Origin of the sequence: Streptomyces mayonensis (genome assembly GCF_018982965.1) — a bacterium.
Classification (GTDB): Bacteria; Actinomycetota; Actinomycetes; order Streptomycetales; family Streptomycetaceae; genus Streptomyces; species Streptomyces mayonensis.
The window spans coordinates 34770-50617 of the sequence record NZ_JACBYP010000034.1; the positions used below are offsets into that span (position 1 = coordinate 34770).

At 71.4% G+C, this 15848-nt stretch carries 13 protein-coding genes; 3 read left to right on the forward strand and 10 right to left on the reverse strand.

Annotation, left to right across the window (positions count from 1 at the left end; translation table 11 throughout):
- Nucleotide 1: 1 nt before the first annotated feature.
- Genes zwf through pgl form a run of 3 tightly spaced genes read left to right on the forward strand, consistent with a single transcriptional unit; the run spans nt 2 to nt 3383 of the window.
- Nucleotides 2-1525 (forward strand): glucose-6-phosphate dehydrogenase, encoded by a 1524-nt coding sequence (zwf, locus tag HZS56_RS15710; RefSeq protein WP_216721298.1) that lies wholly within the window; start codon nt 2-4, stop codon nt 1523-1525.
- Nucleotides 1522-2607: a glucose-6-phosphate dehydrogenase assembly protein OpcA gene (gene opcA, locus HZS56_RS15715; protein ID WP_216721299.1), complete on the forward strand. Its 1086-nt coding sequence runs from the start codon at nt 1522-1524 to the stop codon at nt 2605-2607. Before zwf ends, opcA begins: the two co-directional genes overlap by 4 nt.
- Nucleotides 2604-3383 carry a 6-phosphogluconolactonase gene (pgl, locus tag HZS56_RS15720; RefSeq protein ID WP_216721300.1) on the forward strand — a complete coding sequence of 260 codons (780 nt, stop codon included), beginning with the start codon at nt 2604-2606 and terminating at the stop codon, nt 3381-3383. The genes opcA and pgl overlap by 4 nt, the downstream gene beginning before the upstream one ends.
- 134 nt (nt 3384-3517) lie before the next feature.
- Here pgl and pgi read toward each other — a convergent pair whose 3' ends face one another.
- The 10 genes from pgi to uvrC all read right to left on the reverse strand — a co-directional run bounded on the left by pgi (nt 3518) and on the right by uvrC (nt 15505).
- Nucleotides 3518-5170: a glucose-6-phosphate isomerase gene (pgi, locus tag HZS56_RS15725; protein WP_216721301.1), complete on the reverse strand. Its 1653-nt coding sequence runs from the start codon at nt 5168-5170 to the stop codon at nt 3518-3520.
- 134 nt (nt 5171-5304) lie between these two features.
- Nucleotides 5305-5640 (reverse strand): RNA polymerase-binding protein RbpA, encoded by a 336-nt coding sequence (locus HZS56_RS15730; RefSeq protein ID WP_078856302.1) that lies wholly within the window; start codon nt 5638-5640, stop codon nt 5305-5307.
- Nucleotides 5641-5852: 212 nt separating this feature from the next.
- Nucleotides 5853-6089, reverse strand: a complete 237-nt coding sequence (gene secG, locus HZS56_RS15735; RefSeq protein WP_216721302.1) for a preprotein translocase subunit SecG — start codon at nt 6087-6089, stop codon at nt 5853-5855.
- A 189-nt stretch (nt 6090-6278) separates the two neighbouring features.
- Complete coding sequence (tpiA, locus tag HZS56_RS15740) at nt 6279-7034, reverse strand: triose-phosphate isomerase (RefSeq protein ID WP_216721328.1); 756 nt, start codon at nt 7032-7034, stop codon at nt 6279-6281.
- A 38-nt stretch (nt 7035-7072) separates the two neighbouring features.
- A complete protein-coding gene (locus tag HZS56_RS15745; protein WP_216721303.1) occupies nt 7073-8284 on the reverse strand; it encodes a phosphoglycerate kinase in 1212 nt (403 codons plus the stop codon).
- Nucleotides 8285-8424: 140 nt separating this feature from the next.
- Nucleotides 8425-9432, reverse strand: coding sequence for a type I glyceraldehyde-3-phosphate dehydrogenase (gene gap / locus HZS56_RS15750; protein WP_216721304.1), 1008 nt, complete (start codon nt 9430-9432; stop codon nt 8425-8427).
- Between the two features lie 661 nt (nt 9433-10093).
- Entirely contained in the window at nt 10094-11086 is a 993-nt protein-coding gene (gene whiA, locus HZS56_RS15755; RefSeq protein WP_216721305.1) for a DNA-binding protein WhiA, read from the reverse strand.
- Entirely contained in the window at nt 11077-12168 is a 1092-nt protein-coding gene (locus tag HZS56_RS15760; protein ID WP_216721306.1) for a gluconeogenesis factor YvcK family protein, read from the reverse strand. The genes whiA and HZS56_RS15760 overlap by 10 nt, the downstream gene beginning before the upstream one ends.
- The gene (rapZ, locus tag HZS56_RS15765; protein WP_253914314.1) at nt 12165-13376 is read right to left on the reverse strand and encodes an RNase adapter RapZ; all 1212 of its coding nucleotides are present in this window, start codon (nt 13374-13376) and stop codon (nt 12165-12167) included. The genes HZS56_RS15760 and rapZ overlap by 4 nt, the downstream gene beginning before the upstream one ends.
- Nucleotides 13373-15505 (reverse strand): excinuclease ABC subunit UvrC, encoded by a 2133-nt coding sequence (gene uvrC, locus HZS56_RS15770; RefSeq protein WP_216721307.1) that lies wholly within the window; start codon nt 15503-15505, stop codon nt 13373-13375. The genes rapZ and uvrC overlap by 4 nt, the downstream gene beginning before the upstream one ends.
- Nucleotides 15506-15848 lie beyond the last annotated feature (343 nt).

The window sequence follows — 15848 nt, forward strand, 5'->3', positions numbered from 1 at the left end:
ATTGTCAAGCAGCAATCCGCTGCGTGACCCCGCAGACCGACGGCTCCCGCGCATCGCGGGGCCGTCGGGTCTGGTCATTTTCGGCGTCACCGGCGACCTGTCCCGCAAGAAGCTCATGCCCGCCGTGTACGACCTCGCCAACCGGGGTCTGCTGCCGCCGGGCTTCTCGCTCGTCGGTTTCGCCCGCCGCGACTGGGAGCACGAGGACTTCGCCCAAGTCGTGCACGACGCCGTCAAGGAGCACTCCCGCACCCCGTTCCGCGAGGAGGTCTGGCAGCAGCTCATCCAGGGGATGCGCTTCGTCCAGGGCACCTTCGACGACGACGACGCCTTCGAGCGGCTGCGCGGCACCATCGAGGAGCTGGACAAGGCACAGGGCACGGGCGGCAACTTCGCCTTCTACCTGTCGGTGCCGCCGAGGTCCTTCCCGGTGGTCATCCAGCAGCTCAAGCGGCACGGCCTGGCCGACCAGTCGAGCGGCTCCTGGCGCCGCGCGGTGATCGAGAAGCCCTTCGGACACGACCTGAGGTCGGCCGAGGAGCTGAACGCGATCGTCCATGAGGTCTTCGCCCCGGACCAGGTCTTCCGGATCGACCACTACCTGGGCAAGGAGACGGTCCAGAACATCCTGGCGCTGCGCTTCGCCAACACGATGTTCGAGCCGATCTGGAACCGCTCCTACGTCGACCACGTGCAGATCACGATGGCCGAGGACATCGGCATCGGCGGCCGGGCCGGCTACTACGACGGCATCGGCGCCGCCCGCGACGTCATCCAGAACCACCTCCTCCAACTGCTCGCCCTGACCGCGATGGAGGAGCCCGCCTCCTTCGACGCGGACGCGCTGGCCGCGGAGAAGACCAAGGTCCTCGGCGCGGTCCGCCTCCCCAAGGACCTGGGCCGGGACACCGTGCGCGGCCAGTACGCGGCCGGCTGGCAGGGCGGCGCGAAGGCCGTCGGCTACCTCGAAGAGGACGGTATCGACCCCAAGTCGAAGACCGACACCTACGCCGCGATCAGGGTCGGGATCGACAACCGCCGCTGGGCGGGCGTCCCCTTCTACCTGCGCACCGGCAAGCGCCTGGGCCGCCGGGTCACGGAGATCGCGGTGGTCTTCCAGCGTGCCCCGCACTCCCCCTTCGACACGACGGCCACCGAGGAGCTGGGCTCGAACGCGATCGTCATCCGCGTCCAGCCCGACGAGGGCGTCACCGTCCGCTTCGGCTCGAAGGTGCCGGGCACGTCGATGGAGATCCGCGACGTGTCGATGGACTTCGCCTACGGGGAGTCCTTCACCGAGTCCAGCCCGGAGGCGTACGAGCGCCTGATCCTGGACGTGCTCCTGGGCGACGCCAACCTGTTCCCGCGCACCGAGGAGGTCGAGCTGTCCTGGAAGATCCTCGACCCGATCGAGGAGTACTGGGACCAGCACGGCACTCCGGCGCAGTACCCGGCCGGGACCTGGGGGCCCGTCGAGGCCGACGACATGCTGGAGCGAGACGGACGGAGCTGGCGCCGCCCATGAAGACAGACCTCACGGACACCACGGCCAGCAAGATCAACAAGGCGCTGGTCCTCGGCCGGCGGGCGATCGGCACCCCGGCGGTCGGCATGGTGCTCACCCTGGTCATCGTCACCGACGAGGAGAACGCCTACGACGCGCTGAAGGCCGCGAGCGACGCCGCGCACGAGCACCCCTCGCGCACGCTCGTCGTCATCAAGCGGGTCTCGCGCTCCCCGCGGGACCGCACCCGCTCCCGCCTCGACGCCGAGGTACGCCTCGGTGCCGACGCGGGCACCGGCGAGACGATCGTGCTGCGGCTGTACGGCGACGTCGTCGACCACGCCCAGTCGGTGGTCCTGCCGCTGCTGCTGCCGGACGCACCGGTCGTGGTCTGGTGGCCGGTCAACGCGCCGCTCGATCCGGCGAAGGACCCCCTGGGCGCCCTCGCCCAGCGCCGGGTCACCGACACCTACGCCTGCGAGGAGCCGATACGGGAGCTGGCCGCCCGCGCGGATGCCTACGCGCCCGGCGACACCGACCTGTCCTGGACCCGCATCACGCCGTGGCGCTCGATGCTGGCGGCGGCCCTCGACCAGGTCGACTGCGAGGTGCAGGCGGTCGAGGTGGAGGGCGAGGAGCTGAACCCGAGCTGCGAGCTGCTCGCCATGTGGCTCGCGGACCGGCTCGCCGTGCCGGTCAAGCGTTCGGCGTCGGAAGGGCCCGGTCTCACGGCGGTCCGGATGGAGACCGACGGCGGTCCGGTGGTCCTGGACCGGGCCGACGGTTCGCTGGCGAACCTGTCCATCCACGGCCAGCCGGCCCGCGCGGTCGCGCTCAAGCGCCGTGAGACGGCCGAGCTGATCGCGGAGGAGCTGCGCCGCCTGGACCCGGACGACACGTACGCCTCGGCGCTGCGGTACGGGGTGGACCGGCTGAACACGCCGGACACGCCGGACACGTCGGACGCGCCGGACGCGCCGGCCAAAGGAGGCGCGGACGAACGGGGCGGCGCCGCCGCGGCCCCCGTCGGGACGGCTGCGAAAGCTCCCGCGAAGGACGCGGCGCAGGAGGAGGCACCGGTGAGGAAGGCGGCGGCGAAATGAGCGACACCCCGCAGCTGGTCGTGCACCGCGACAAGGGGCTGATGGCCGAGGCCGCGGCGGCCCGCCTGATCACGAGGATCGTGGACGCGCAGGCCTCCCGGGGCAGCGCGTCCGTGGTCCTCACGGGCGGCCGCAACGGCAACGGCCTGCTCGCCGCGCTCGCCGCCTCCCCGGCGCGGGACGCGATCGACTGGGGCCGCCTCGACCTGTGGTGGGGCGACGAGCGCTACCTGCCCGAGGGCGACCCGGAGCGCAACGTCACCCAGGCGCGTCAGGCGCTGCTCGACGCGGTGCCGCTGGACCCCGAGCGCGTGCACGCGATGCCGGCGTCCGACGGCCCCCACGGCACGGACGTGGAGGCCGCCGCTGCGGCGTACGCGCGGGAACTGGCGGGGGCGGCCGTCCCGGAGAACCACGCCGAGGTCCCCTCGTTCGACGTCCTGCTGCTGGGCGTCGGCCCGGACACGCACGTGGCGTCGCTCTTCCCGGAGCACCCCGGCGTCCGGGAGACGGAGCTCACGGTCATCGGCGTCCACGGCTCCCCCAAGCCACCGCCCACCCGCATCTCGCTCACTCTTCCCGCGATCCGCACCGCCCGTGAGGTGTGGCTGCTGGCGGCGGGCGAGGACAAGGCGAACGCGGTGGCGATGGCCCTGGCGGGCACGGGCGAGATCCAGGCCCCCGCAGCGGGCGCCCGCGGCAGGACCCGCACCCTGTGGCTCCTGGACGAGCCGGCGGCCTCCCGACTGCCGAAAGCCCTCTACGAAGCACACTGAATCACCCCGTCCGGCGTGTGAGGACGAGGCCGAAGGCCGATGAGGGGGTCTGGGGGCACCCCCCCCCAGGGACGGGAAGGGAAGGGACGGCGGGGGCGAAGAACCCGCCGCCCCACCCCGTCACCGTCCGCGCCTCACTCCCGCCCGCGCAACTCCCGGTACACCGCCACGAGGGCCTCCGTGGACGCGTCGAGCCCCGGCACCTCCGCGCCCTCCGTCAACGCCGGCTCCACCCGCTTGGCCAGCACCTTCCCCAGCTCCACACCCCACTGGTCGAACGAGTCCACGTTCCACACCGCCCCCTGCACGAACACCTTGTGCTCGTACAGCGCGATCAGCTGCCCCAGCACCGACGGAGTCAACTCGCGGGCGAGGATCGTGGTCGTCGGCCGGTCGCCCCGGAAGGTCTTGTGCGCGACCAGATCCTCCGGCACCCCTTCCGCCCGTACCTCGTCCGCGGTCTTCCCGAAGGCCAGCGCCTGGGTCTGGGCGAAGAAGTTCGCCATCAGCAGGTCGTGCTGGGCCTTCAGCCCGTCACTCAGCTCCCCCACCGGCTCGGCGAAGCCGATGAAGTCCGCCGGGATCAGCTTCGTGCCCTGATGGATCAACTGGTAATAGGCATGCTGCCCGTTGGTCCCCGGCGTCCCCCAGACGACCGGCCCGGTCTCCCACTCCACCCGCTGCCCGTCGCGGTCGACGGACTTGCCGTTGGACTCCATGTCGAGCTGCTGGAGATACGCCGTGAACTTCGACAGGTAGTGGCTGTACGGCAGTACCGCGTGCGACTGGGCGTCGTGGAAGTTGCCGTACCAGACGCCCAGCAGCCCCATCAGCAGCGGCACGTTGGACTCCGCGGGGGCGGTGCGGAAGTGCTCGTCGACCAGACGGAAACCGTCCAGCATCTCCCGGAAGCGGTCCGGGCCGATGGCGATCATCAGGGACAGCCCGATCGCCGAGTCGTACGAGTACCGTCCGCCGACCCAGTCCCAGAACTCGAACATGTTGGCCGTGTCGATACCGAACTCGGCGACCTTCCCGGCGTTCGTCGACAGGGCGACGAAGTGCCGGGCGACCGCGGCTTCGTCCCCGAGGGCATCGAGGAGCCAGCTCCGGGCGGAGGTGGCGTTGGTGATCGTCTCGATGGTGGTGAAGGTCTTGGACGCGACGACGAACAGCGTCTCGGCGGGGTCCAGATCGCGGACCGCCTCGTGCAGGTCGGCGCCGTCGACGTTGGAGACGAACCGGAAGGTCAGCGAGCGGTCCGTGAAGGCGCGCAGCGCCTCGTACGCCATCGCCGGGCCCAGGTCGGAGCCGCCGATGCCGATGTTGACGACGTTGCGGATACGGCGGCCGGTGTGGCCGGTCCACTCGCCGGAGCGGACCCGGCCGGCGAAGGCGGCCATCCTGTCGAGGACGGCGTGCACCTTCGGCACGACGTTCTCGCCGTCGACCTCGATCACCGCGTCCCGCGACGCCCGCAGCGCGGTGTGCAGCACCGCACGGTCCTCGGTGATGTTGATCCGCTCACCGCGGAACATCGCGTCGCGCAGCCCGGACACGTCCGTCGCGACGGCCAGTTCCCGCAGCAGCCGGAGGGTTTCGTCGGTGGCGAGGTGCTTCGAGTAGTCGACGTACAGGTCTCCCACACGGAGCGACCAGTCGCTGCCGCGCCCCGGGTCCGCGGCGAAGAGCTCGCGCAGCCGCACCTCGCCCTGCTGCTCGCGGTGCTTGGCCAGCGCGGTCCATTCGGGCGTCTGGTGGAGCCTGTTACGACCGTCTGCGTTCATGTCGGACTTCAGCCTTCTCTCTCAGGTGACCAGCTGTCCCGGCTGGTCCAACCTAACGGAGCAGAAGTGAAGGCGTCCGATCGTGTCCGGAACCAGGGCCGGTAACCAGGGGCCTGTCCGGCGGGGGCCGTCCGCTAGATCTCGCCGCGCAGTTTGGCGAGCGCCTCGGCGAGGATCGCCTCGCCGTCCGCGTCGCTGCGGCGCTCGCGCACGTACGCCAGGTGCGTCTTGTAGGGCTCGGTGCGCGGCGGGTCGGGCGGGTTCTCCCGGTCCTGTCCGGCGGGGAAGCCGCAGCGCGGGCAGTCCCAGGTCTCGGGGACCTGGGCGTCGCTCGCGAAGCTCGGCTGTGTCTCGTGTCCGTTGGAGCACCAGAAGGAGATGCGCAGACGGGGCGCGGACTCGCCACGCTCGGCCTCGCCCATCGGCCCCGCCCCGACCCGGCTTCCCCGGATCGCGTTGCCACTTGCCACGGTCGTAACTCCCTGCGTGATGGTGCCGCGAAGCGAGTCGGCGTTTCACTTCGCCGCGAGCGCCTCAGTCTACGTAAGGCCCAACGCGCGTCCAGTGATTGGAGTTACAAGCTCCAGCGCTCAGACGCAAGCCCCATGATAGGCGGCGCGGTGAGGCGCGTACCGGACATGGGGCTTTACGTGTGCGGGTGCGGGACGGTCGACGTGCCGCGTCAGTTGTTCGCCTTCATCAGCAGGCCGAGCACGAGGATGCACGCGAACCAGAGCAGACCGACCACCACGGTGATCCGGTCGAGGTTGCGCTCGGCGACCGAGGAGCCGCCGACGGACGACTGCATGCCGCCACCGAACATGTCGGAGAGGCCGCCGCCCTTTCCCTTGTGCATCAGCACCAGCAGCATCAGCAGCAGGCTGAAGACGATCAGGGCGATCGAGAACCCCAAAACCACGGCTGGACCAACTTCCTCGGACTCGGATAACTACTTGGGACGAGCGACTCGAGACAACGACTCGGGACGAACGACTTCTGTGCGGGACGGGGGCACGATGCCCGCAGGCCACCATGCCCCCGCAAGGGTACGACGTATCGCCGCGACCGCATACTCACTGGTCGACCTGCCCGGCCGACCCGCCGCAGGCTACTGGTCGCGGAAGCGCACGATCTTGACGAATTCGTCCGAATCCAGCGAGGCGCCGCCCACCAGGGCGCCGTCGATGTCGGCCTGCGCCATGATCTCGGCGACGTTGCCGGACTTGACGGAGCCGCCGTACTGGATGCGGACCTTGTCGGCCAGTTCCTGCGAGTACAGCTCGGCGAGCTTGCCGCGGATCGCCGCGCAGACCTCCTGGGCGTCGTCGGCGCCGCAGACCTTGCCGGTGCCGATGGCCCACACGGGCTCGTAGGCGACGACGACCGACTCGGCCTGCTCGGCGGGGAGGTCCTTGAGGCCGCCCTCGACCTGGGTGAGGGTGTGGGCGACGTGGTTGCCCGCCTCGCGGACGTCCAGCTCCTCGCCGACGCACAGGATGGGGGTCAGACCGTGCTTGTAGGCGGCCTTGACCTTGGCGTTCACGATCTCGTCGGTCTCGGCGTGGTACTGCCTGCGCTCGGAGTGACCGACGGCCACGTACGCGCACTTCAGCTTGGCCAGCATCGGGCCCGAGATCTCGCCGGTGTAGGCGCCGCCGTCGTGCGCGGAGATGTCCTGGGCACCGTACTTGATCTTGAGCTTGTCCCCGTCGACCAGGGTCTGCACGGAGCGCAGGTCGGTGAAGGGGGCGAGGACCGCGACCTCGACGGCGTCGTAGTCCTTGTCCGCGAGGGCGAAGGCGAGCTTCTGGACGTGGGCGATGGCCTCGAGGTGGTTGAGGTTCATCTTCCAGTTGCCCGCCATCAGCGGCGTGCGGGCGGACGGGTTGGGTGCCATTGAGGTCAGTCCTCCAGTGCGGCGAGGCCGGGGAGCGTCTTGCCCTCGAGGTATTCGAGGGAGGCGCCGCCACCGGTCGAGATGTGGCCGAATGCGTTCTCGTCGAAGCCGAGCGTACGGACGGCCGCGGCGGAGTCGCCACCGCCGACCACGGTGAAGCCCGGGGCGTCGACGAGTGCCTGGGCGACCGCTTTGGTGCCCTCGGCGTAGTCGGGGTGCTCGAAGACGCCCATGGGGCCGTTCCAGAAGACGGTGGCGGCGTCGGCGAGCTTCGAGGCGTACAGCTTGCGGGTCTCGGGACCGATGTCCAGACCCATCTGGTCGGCCGGGACGGCGTCCGCGGCGACGGTGGTGGGGTGGGCCGGGGCCTTGGCCTTCAGGTCGGGGAACTCGGGCCCGGCCACGACGTCGACCGGCAGGACCAGTTCGACGCCGCTCTTCTCCGCGCGCTCGATGTACTCCTTGACGGCCGGGATCTGGTCCTCCTGCAGCAGGGAGGTGCCGATCTCGTACCCCTTGGCCTTGAGGAAGGTGTAGGCCATGCCGCCGCCGATGAGGATGCGGTCGGCCCTGCCGAGCAGTTCGTCGATGACGGCGAGCTTGTCGGAGACCTTGGCACCGCCGAGGGCGACCACGTAGGGGCGCTTCACCTCGTCGGTGAGCTTCTTCAGGACGCCGACCTCGGTGGCGATGAGGTACCCGGCGTAGTGCGGCAGCCGCTTCGGCAGGTCGAAGACCGAGGCGTGCTTGCGGTGCACGGCGCCGAACCCGTCACCGACGTAGACGTCCGCGAGGCCGGCCAGCCGGTCGGCGAAGGCGGCGCGCTCGGCGTCGTCCTTGCTGGTCTCACCGGCGTTGAAGCGCAGGTTCTCGATCACCGCGACGCCGCCGTCGGCGAGGCCGGAGACGGTGGCCTCGGCGGAGGTGCCGACCGTGTCCTCGGCGAAGGCGACGTCGGCGCCGAGGAGTTCACCGAGGCGGGCGGCGGCCGGGGCCAGGGAGAAGGCGGGGTCGGGGGCGCCCTTGGGGCGGCCCAGGTGCGAGGCGACGATGACACGCGCGCCCGCGTCGGCCAGGGCCTTGACGGTGGGCACCACGGCGCGGATGCGGCCGTCGTCGGTGATGGTGGTGCCGGCCAGCGGCACGTTGAGGTCGGCGCGGACGAAGACGCGCTTGCCCGCGACGCCTCCGGAGAGCAGTTCGTCGATCGTCTTCAAGGGGGCTCCTGGATTCTCGGATCGCTCGTGATCCTACGAGGACGGGGGGCGGCGGACGCGGCGCAGGGCCCGTGCAGCGCGACCCTGCGCTGCCCGAGCCCTGCCTACCGCATACGAGGTGCCTGCTGGTCCCGCGTCGCTCAGAGCTGGCTGCCGACGAAGACCGTGAGGTCGACGAGGCGGTTCGAGTAGCCCCACTCGTTGTCGTACCAGCCGATGACCTTCACGTTCTTGCCGTCCTGGACCATGGTCAGGGACGAGTCGAAGGTGCAGGACGCCGGGGCGTTGACGATGTCCGAGGAGACGATCGCGTCCTCGGTGTACTCCAGGATGCCCTTGAGCTCGCCCTCGGCGGCCTTCTGGAAGGCGGCGTTGATCTCTTCCTTGGTGACCTCGCGGCCGAGCTCCAGGACGAGGTCGGTGACCGAGCCGGTCGGGACCGGGACGCGCATGGCGATGCCGTCCAGCTTGCCCTTGAGCTGCGGGAGGACCAGCGCGGTGGCCTTGGCGGCGCCCGTGGTGGTGGGGATGATGTTCTCCGCGGCGGCGCGGGCGCGGCGCAGGTCCTTGTGCGGGAAGTCCAGGATGCGCTGGTCGTTCGTGTACGCGTGCACCGTCGTCATCAGGCCCTTGACGATGCCGAAGTTCTCGTCGAGCACCTTCGCCATCGGAGCCACACAGTTGGTGGTGCACGAGGCGTTGGAGATGACGTGGTGGTTCGCCGGGTCGTACTTGTCCTGGTTGACGCCCATCACGATGGTGACGTCCTCGTCCTTGGCCGGGGCCGAGATGAGGACCTTCTTCGCGCCGCCCGCGATGTGCTTCTCGGCGTCGGCCTTCTTCGTGAAGATGCCGGTCGACTCGATGACGACGTCGACACCCAGCTCGCCCCACGGGATGTCGGCGGGGTTGCGCTCGGCAAGGACCTTGATGGTCTTGTCGCCGACGGTGATGGTGTCCTCGGTGTGCGAGACCTCCTGCTTGAGGCGGCCGAGGATGGTGTCGTACTTCAGCAGATGCGCGGTGGTCGCGGTGTCACCCAGGTCGTTGACAGCCACGATCTCGATGTCTGCACCCTGCTCCAGCAGCGCGCGGAAGTAGTTACGACCGATGCGGCCAAAGCCGTTGATGCCTACGCGGATCGTCACGAACCGATCTCCTCGTTGGTACGCCGGCCCGATGTGCCGGCGAGCTGTATTTGGGATGTCCCCGACCACCTCCGACCCTACCTCCCCACGGCGTCGGTGGTGACATCGAGACGGCCCATACCCGGCAGGGCGGTCCGTACCCGCCAGTAGGGGTACGGACCGCCTCGGGCGACGGAACGTTCACCCGTTCTGGGGACCCCTGGCCAGTCCCCCGCGAGCCGCTTTTCACTCGTCCGTGGCAGGCATCCGCCACCGCCACAGGACGGGGAACGGCGGGCGCGGGGCTCGTGAGACCGAAGCGCCGGTGCCAGGCACCCGGGTCGGGCTTCGTCGCCGGCCTGCCGGTGCCGTGCGCCGCGGCGGACGACGACGGCGGCCGGTGACGGCGGCCGGTGACGGTGTCGGAGGCCGTCTTCGGCACCGTGGCCGACGGCGCGGTCGGCACCGTGGCCGGGGGCGTACTCGACGGCGTGGTCGAGGTGTGGTCGGCGACCCTCGTCGGCACGCACCGTGACCGGCGACGGTGTTCGGCCGCGCGCCGTGTGCCGCCGGGCTCCCGGCCATGTGCCGTGTGCCGCCGGGTTGTTGGTGGCGTGCCGTGTGCCGCCGGTTCGCGGCGGCGCACCCTGCTCGCGGCCGGCCGCGGAGCGGAGCGCTCTCGTCAGCCGACGAGGTTGTCGGCGAGTTCCTCCTCGCCCAGGTTGGCGTCGGTGCCGGGGATGCCGAGGTCGGAGGCCCGCTTGTCGGCCATCGCCAGCAGCCGGCGGATGCGGCCGGCGACGGCGTCCTTGGTCAGCGGCGGGTCGGCGAGCGCGCCCAGTTCCTCCAGGGAGGCCTGCTTGTGCTCCATGCGGAGCCGGCCCGCGGCGGCGAGGTGCTCGGGCACGTCGTCGGCGAGGATCTCCAGGGCCCGCTGGACCCGGGCACCGGCGGCGACGGCCGCGCGGGCCGAGCGGCGCAGGTTGGCGTCGTCGAAGTTGGCGAGGCGGTTGGCGGTGGCGCGGACCTCGCGGCGCAGCCGCCGCTCCTCCCAGGCCAGCACCGAGTCGTGGGCGCCGAGGCGGGTGAGCAGGGCGCCGATGGCGTCTCCGTCACGGACGACGACCCGGTCCACGCCGCGGACCTCGCGGGCCTTGGCGGCGATCGACAGCCGACGGGCGGCGCCGACCAGGGCGAGCGCGGCCTCGGGCCCCGGGCAGGTGACCTCCAGGGAGGAGGAGCGGCCGGGTTCGGTGAGCGAGCCGTGCGCCAGGAAGGCGCCGCGCCAGGCGGCCTCGGCGTCGCAGGTGGCCCCCGAGACCACCTGCGGCGGCAGGCCGCGGATCGGGCGGCCCCGGCCGTCCACCAGGCCGGTCTGCCGGGCCAGCTGGTCACCGCCGGCGACCACCCGGACGACGAAGCGCGAGCCGCGGCGCAGCCCGCCCGGTGCCATCACGATCAGTTCGGAGCTGTGTCCGAAGATCTCCAGGATGTCCTGCTTGAGCCGTCGGGCCGCGTTCCCGGTGTCCAGCTCCGCCTCGATCACGATGCGTCCGCTCACCAGGTGGAGGCCTCCGGCGAACCGCAGCATGGCGGATACCTCCGCCTTCCTGCAGCAGGTCCGGGTGACGGGGAGCTGGGAGATCTCGCTCTTCACCGCTGCCGTCATCGCCATGGGCCGATCCTTCCATGCATCCGAAAAATACGGTCGTACGCGGCGGCCAGCAGCTCCGGGTCGTGCCTCGGGCTTCCGTCGGGCCGGGCGACCGGAGCCAGCTCGACCGCGGCGCCGAACCGTTTCGCGGCGTCGGTGAGCGAGTCACGGTCGGGCACGGCGGCCTCGTCGGCCAGCACCACGTCCAGGGCGAGTTTAGGGGCGTGTCGTCCCAAAACCTCCAAATGACGCTGCGGAGAGAAGCCCTCGGTTTCTCCGGGCTGCGGGGCGAGGTTCAGCGAGAGCACGCGGCGGGCCTTCGTCTCGACCAGCGCGTCCAGCAGGTCCGGCACGAGCAGGTGCGGGATGACCGAGGAGAACCAGGAGCCGGGTCCCAGCACCACCCAGTCGGCGTCCAGGACGGCGTCGACCGCCTCCGGGACGGCCGGCGGGTCGCTGGGCACCAGGTGCACGGACTGCACCTCACCGGGCGTGAGCGCCACGGTCGCCTGCCCCCGTACGGTGTCCACCTCGTCGGGCCGGCCGGGGCGGTGGCCCTTCACCAGAGCCTGCAGCTCCAGCGGGACGGCGGACATGGGCAGCACCCGCCCGTGCGCGCCGAGCAGCTTGCCGACCAGGTCCAGGGCCTGGACGTGGTCGCCGAGCTGCTCCCACAGGGCGACGATCAGCAGATTGCCGACGGCGTGTTCGTGCAGGTCGCCCTGGGACTGGAAGCGGTGCTGGATGACGCGGGCCCAGGTCTGACCCCAGTCGTCGTCGCCGCACAGCGCGGCCAGCGCCTTGCGCAGGTCGCCGGGTGGCAGGACGCCCAGCTCGTCGCGCAGGCGTCCGCTGGAGCCGCCGTCGTCGGCCACGGTGACGACGGCGGTGAGGTCGCCGGTGATCCGGCGCAGCGCGGCGAGCGAGGCGGACAGGCCCATGCCGCCGCCGAGGGCGACGACCTTGGGCTGGGCGCCCCGGCGGCGCGGCCGGCCGCCCCTGGCCTGCTCGGACCGGGCGGCGCGGGTCTCGGCGGGTCTGCCGCCGCGTCCCTCGGGCGCTCCCCGGCGCAGCCTGCTCAGCCGCGGAGTACGTCCTGTCATTCCCGTCCCATGTCCCGGTGGACGACCACCGTCTCCACGCCCTCGGCGGCGAGCCGGGCGGCGAGCTTCTCCGACACGGCCACGGACCGGTGCTTGCCGCCGGTGCAGCCGACGGCGACGGTCACGTAGCGCTTGCCCTCCCGGCGGTAGCCCGCGGCGATCAGCTGGAGCAGTTCGGCGTAGCGGTCGAGGAACTCCTTGGCCCCGGGCTGGTTGAGGACGTAGCTCGACACCTCCTCGTTGAGGCCGGTGAAGGGGCGCAGTTCCGGGACCCAGTGCGGGTTGGGCAGGAAGCGCATGTCCACGACCAGGTCGGCGTCGACGGGGAGGCCGTACTTGAAGCCGAAGGACATCACGGTGGCCCGCAGCTCGGGCTCCTCCTCGCCCGCGAACTGGGCGTCCATCTTGGCGCGCAGCTCGTGCACGTTGAGGCTGGAGGTGTCGATCACCAGGTCGGCGTCGCCGCGCAGCTCGCGCAGGAGTTCCCGCTCGCCGGCGATGCCGTCGACGATGCGGCCGTCACCCTGGAGGGGGTGCGGGCGGCGCACCGACTCGAAGCGGCGCACCAGGGCGTCGTCGGAGGACTCCAGGAAGACGATGCGCCGGGTGACGCCGCGGGCGTCGAGGTCGGCGAGGGACTCGCGGAGGTTGTCGAAGAAGCGGCGGCCGCGGACGTCGACGACGACCGCGATGCGCGCCACGTTGCCCTGGGAGCGGGCGCCGAGCTCCACCATGGTGGGGATGAGCGCGGGCGGGAGGTTGTCGACGACGAACCAGCCGAGGTCCTCCAGACACTTCGCGGCCGTCGAGCGGCCGGCCCCGGACATGCCGGAGATGATCACCAGCTCGGGGATGGCCGCCTCGTGCGCCCCGGCTGTTTCCTTGCCCGTACTCACCTGTGCTCCGTTGTCCTGGCGCGGTCCGTCGTCTCCGGCCGCCTGCGGGCCGGAAGCCCCGCCGGTCGACCGCGCGGCCCCGTCCTCGCCGGTCGTCCTCGCGGCCGGGTCCTCGCCGGTCGTGCTGTGGGGCTGCTCCGGTCCCGTCTCGGCCCTGACCTGTTCCCGTCCCGGCCGGGACTGTGCCTGTGCCTGTGCCTGTGCCTGTGCCTGTGCCTGTGCCTCGGAGTCTGCGGGCCTCGTCCGCTCCTCTCCGGGCGGGGACTGCGCCTGTTCGCGTCCCGCTGTGGGCTGTGCCTCGTGCTCGGTCATCTCTCCTGCCCCCGTCGTTCGTCCGGGGTGCCCGCGGACACGGACTCCCCGAGGGCGTCCGCCGTCGTTCCGGGCGCCCCGTCCTCGTCATCCATGATCTCTCCGGTCGCCGTGTTCACGGCGGGTGCGGCCGGGGCGGCCCCGGCCAGGGCCACGGCGACCGTCTCGGCCGTCTTGCGGCCTATGCCGGGCACCTCGCAGATCTGGTCGATCGTCGCCGACCGCAGCTTCTTCACCGAACCGAAGTGCTTGATCAGCGCCTGTTTGCGGGTCTCCCCCAGGCCGGGCACGTCGTCCAGCGGGCTGGAACGGAAGCGCTTGGCCCGCTTGGTGCGCTGATAGGTGATGGCGAAGCGGTGCGCCTCGTCACGGACCCGCTGGAGCAGGTACAGCCCCTCGCTGGTGCGGGGCAGGACGACCGGGTCGTCCTCGCGGGGCACCCAGACCTCCTCCAGCCGCTTGGCGAGGCCGCAGACGGCGATGTCGTCGATGCCCAGTTCGTCCAGGGCTCGCTGGGCGGCCGCGACCTGCGGCTGACCGCCGTCCACCACGACGAGCTGGGGCGGGTAGGCGAAGCGCTTGGGGCGGCCGTCGTCGTCCTTGAGGGCGGGTCCGTCGGTGAGGGCCCGGCCGTCGGCGCCCTGCTCGGCCGCGTACGGCTCGGCCGCCGGCCCCGGGCCGTCGCCGGTGTCCGTCCCGTCCACGCCGTCGGCCCACTCGCCGGTCTTCTCCTTCTCGGCGAGGTAGCGGCGGAAGCGGCGGTTGATGACCTCGTGCATGGAACGGACGTCGTCCTGTCCCCTGAAGCCCTTGATCTGGAACCGCCGGTATTCGCTCTTCCGGGCGAGCCCGTCCTCGAAGACGACCATGGAGGCCACGACGTCGTCGCCCTGGAGGTGCGAGATGTCGTAGCACTCGATCCTGAGCGGGGCGCTGTCGAGGTCGAGGGCCTCGGCGATCTCCTCCAGGGCTCGCGAGCGGGTCGTCAGGTCGGAGGCCCGCTTGGTCTTGTGCAGGACGAGCGCCTGCTGGGCGTTGCGCTGGACGGTCTCCATCAGCGCCTTCTTGTCGCCGCGCTGCGGGATGCGCAGCGACACGCCGGAGCCCCGCCGGTCGGTCAGCCACTGCTGCACGGGTTCGACCGGGTCGGGCAGGGCGGGGACCAGGACCTCCTTGGGGACGGCGTCCCCGCTCTCCTCCCCGTACAGCTGCTGGAGGGCGTGTTCGACGAGGGCGCCGGTGGTGATCTCCTCGACCTTGTCGGTGACCCAGCCGCGCTGGCCGCGCACGCGTCCGCCGCGCACGTGGAAGATCTGCACGGCCGCTTCCAGCTCGTCCTCGGCGACCGCGATCAGGTCGGCGTCGGTGGCGTCGGCGAGGACGACCGCGCTCTTCTCCATGGCCTTCTTCAGGGCGCCGATGTCGTCGCGCAGGCGGGCCGCCCGCTCGTACTCCATGTCCTCGGCGGCCTCGCCCATCTGCCGCTCCAGACGGCGCAGGTAGGTGCCCGTGCGCCCGGCCATGAAGTCGCAGAACTCGTCGGCGAGCTCCCGGTGGTCCTCGGGCGAGATCCGCTCCACGCACGGGGCGGAGCACTTGCCGATGTAGCCGAGCAGGCAGGGGCGGCCGGTGCGGGCGGCGTTCCTGAACACGCCTGCGGAGCAGGTGCGCACCGGGAAGACGCGCAGCAGCAGGTCGACCGTGTCGCGGATCGCCCAGGCGTGGCCGTAGGGCCCGAAGTAGCGCACGCCCTTCTTCTTCTGGCCGCGCATGACCTGGACGCGGGGGAATTCCTCGTTCATCGTCACCGCGAGGTACGGGTAGCTCTTGTCGTCGCGGTACTTGACGTTGAACCGGGGGTCGTACTCCTTGATCCAGGAGTACTCCAGCTGGAGCGCCTCGACCTCCGTGGACACCACCGTCCACTCCACGGACGCGGCCGTGGTGACCATGGTGCGGGTGCGGGGGTGGAGGTTCGCCAGGTCCTGGAAGTAGTTCGCCAGGCGCTGGCGCAGGCTCTTCGCCTTTCCGACGTAGATCACCCGGCGGTGCTCGTCTCGGAACCTGTACACCCCCGGGGAGTCCGGGATCTCTCCCGGCCTGGGGCGGTAGCTGGAGGGGTCGGCCATGACTCACACCCTACTGGCGGGGACCGACACCGCGGCGGGGCTGTGGACGACGGGCCGGGGCGCCTGTGGACAACGGGCCGGGGCGCCTGTGGACAGGCCGGCGCGGGGTGTCCGCGGACGACGTGGCGGGTGCCCGGGGCGGCTGGGAGCAGCCGGGGAGCAGGGCCGCGGGGACACCCGGAGAGGACGGTACGGGACCGGTCGGTCACCCCCTGTGCCGCCGGGACGCCCCGGCCCGTGCGTTCTCGGCCAGGACACGTGCCGGCGGGCCTTCAGGTGTTGTCGGGACTAGGTCAACACGCTTCAATGCGGAGGGACTCGGGGCCCTGAAGCGCGGCGCACG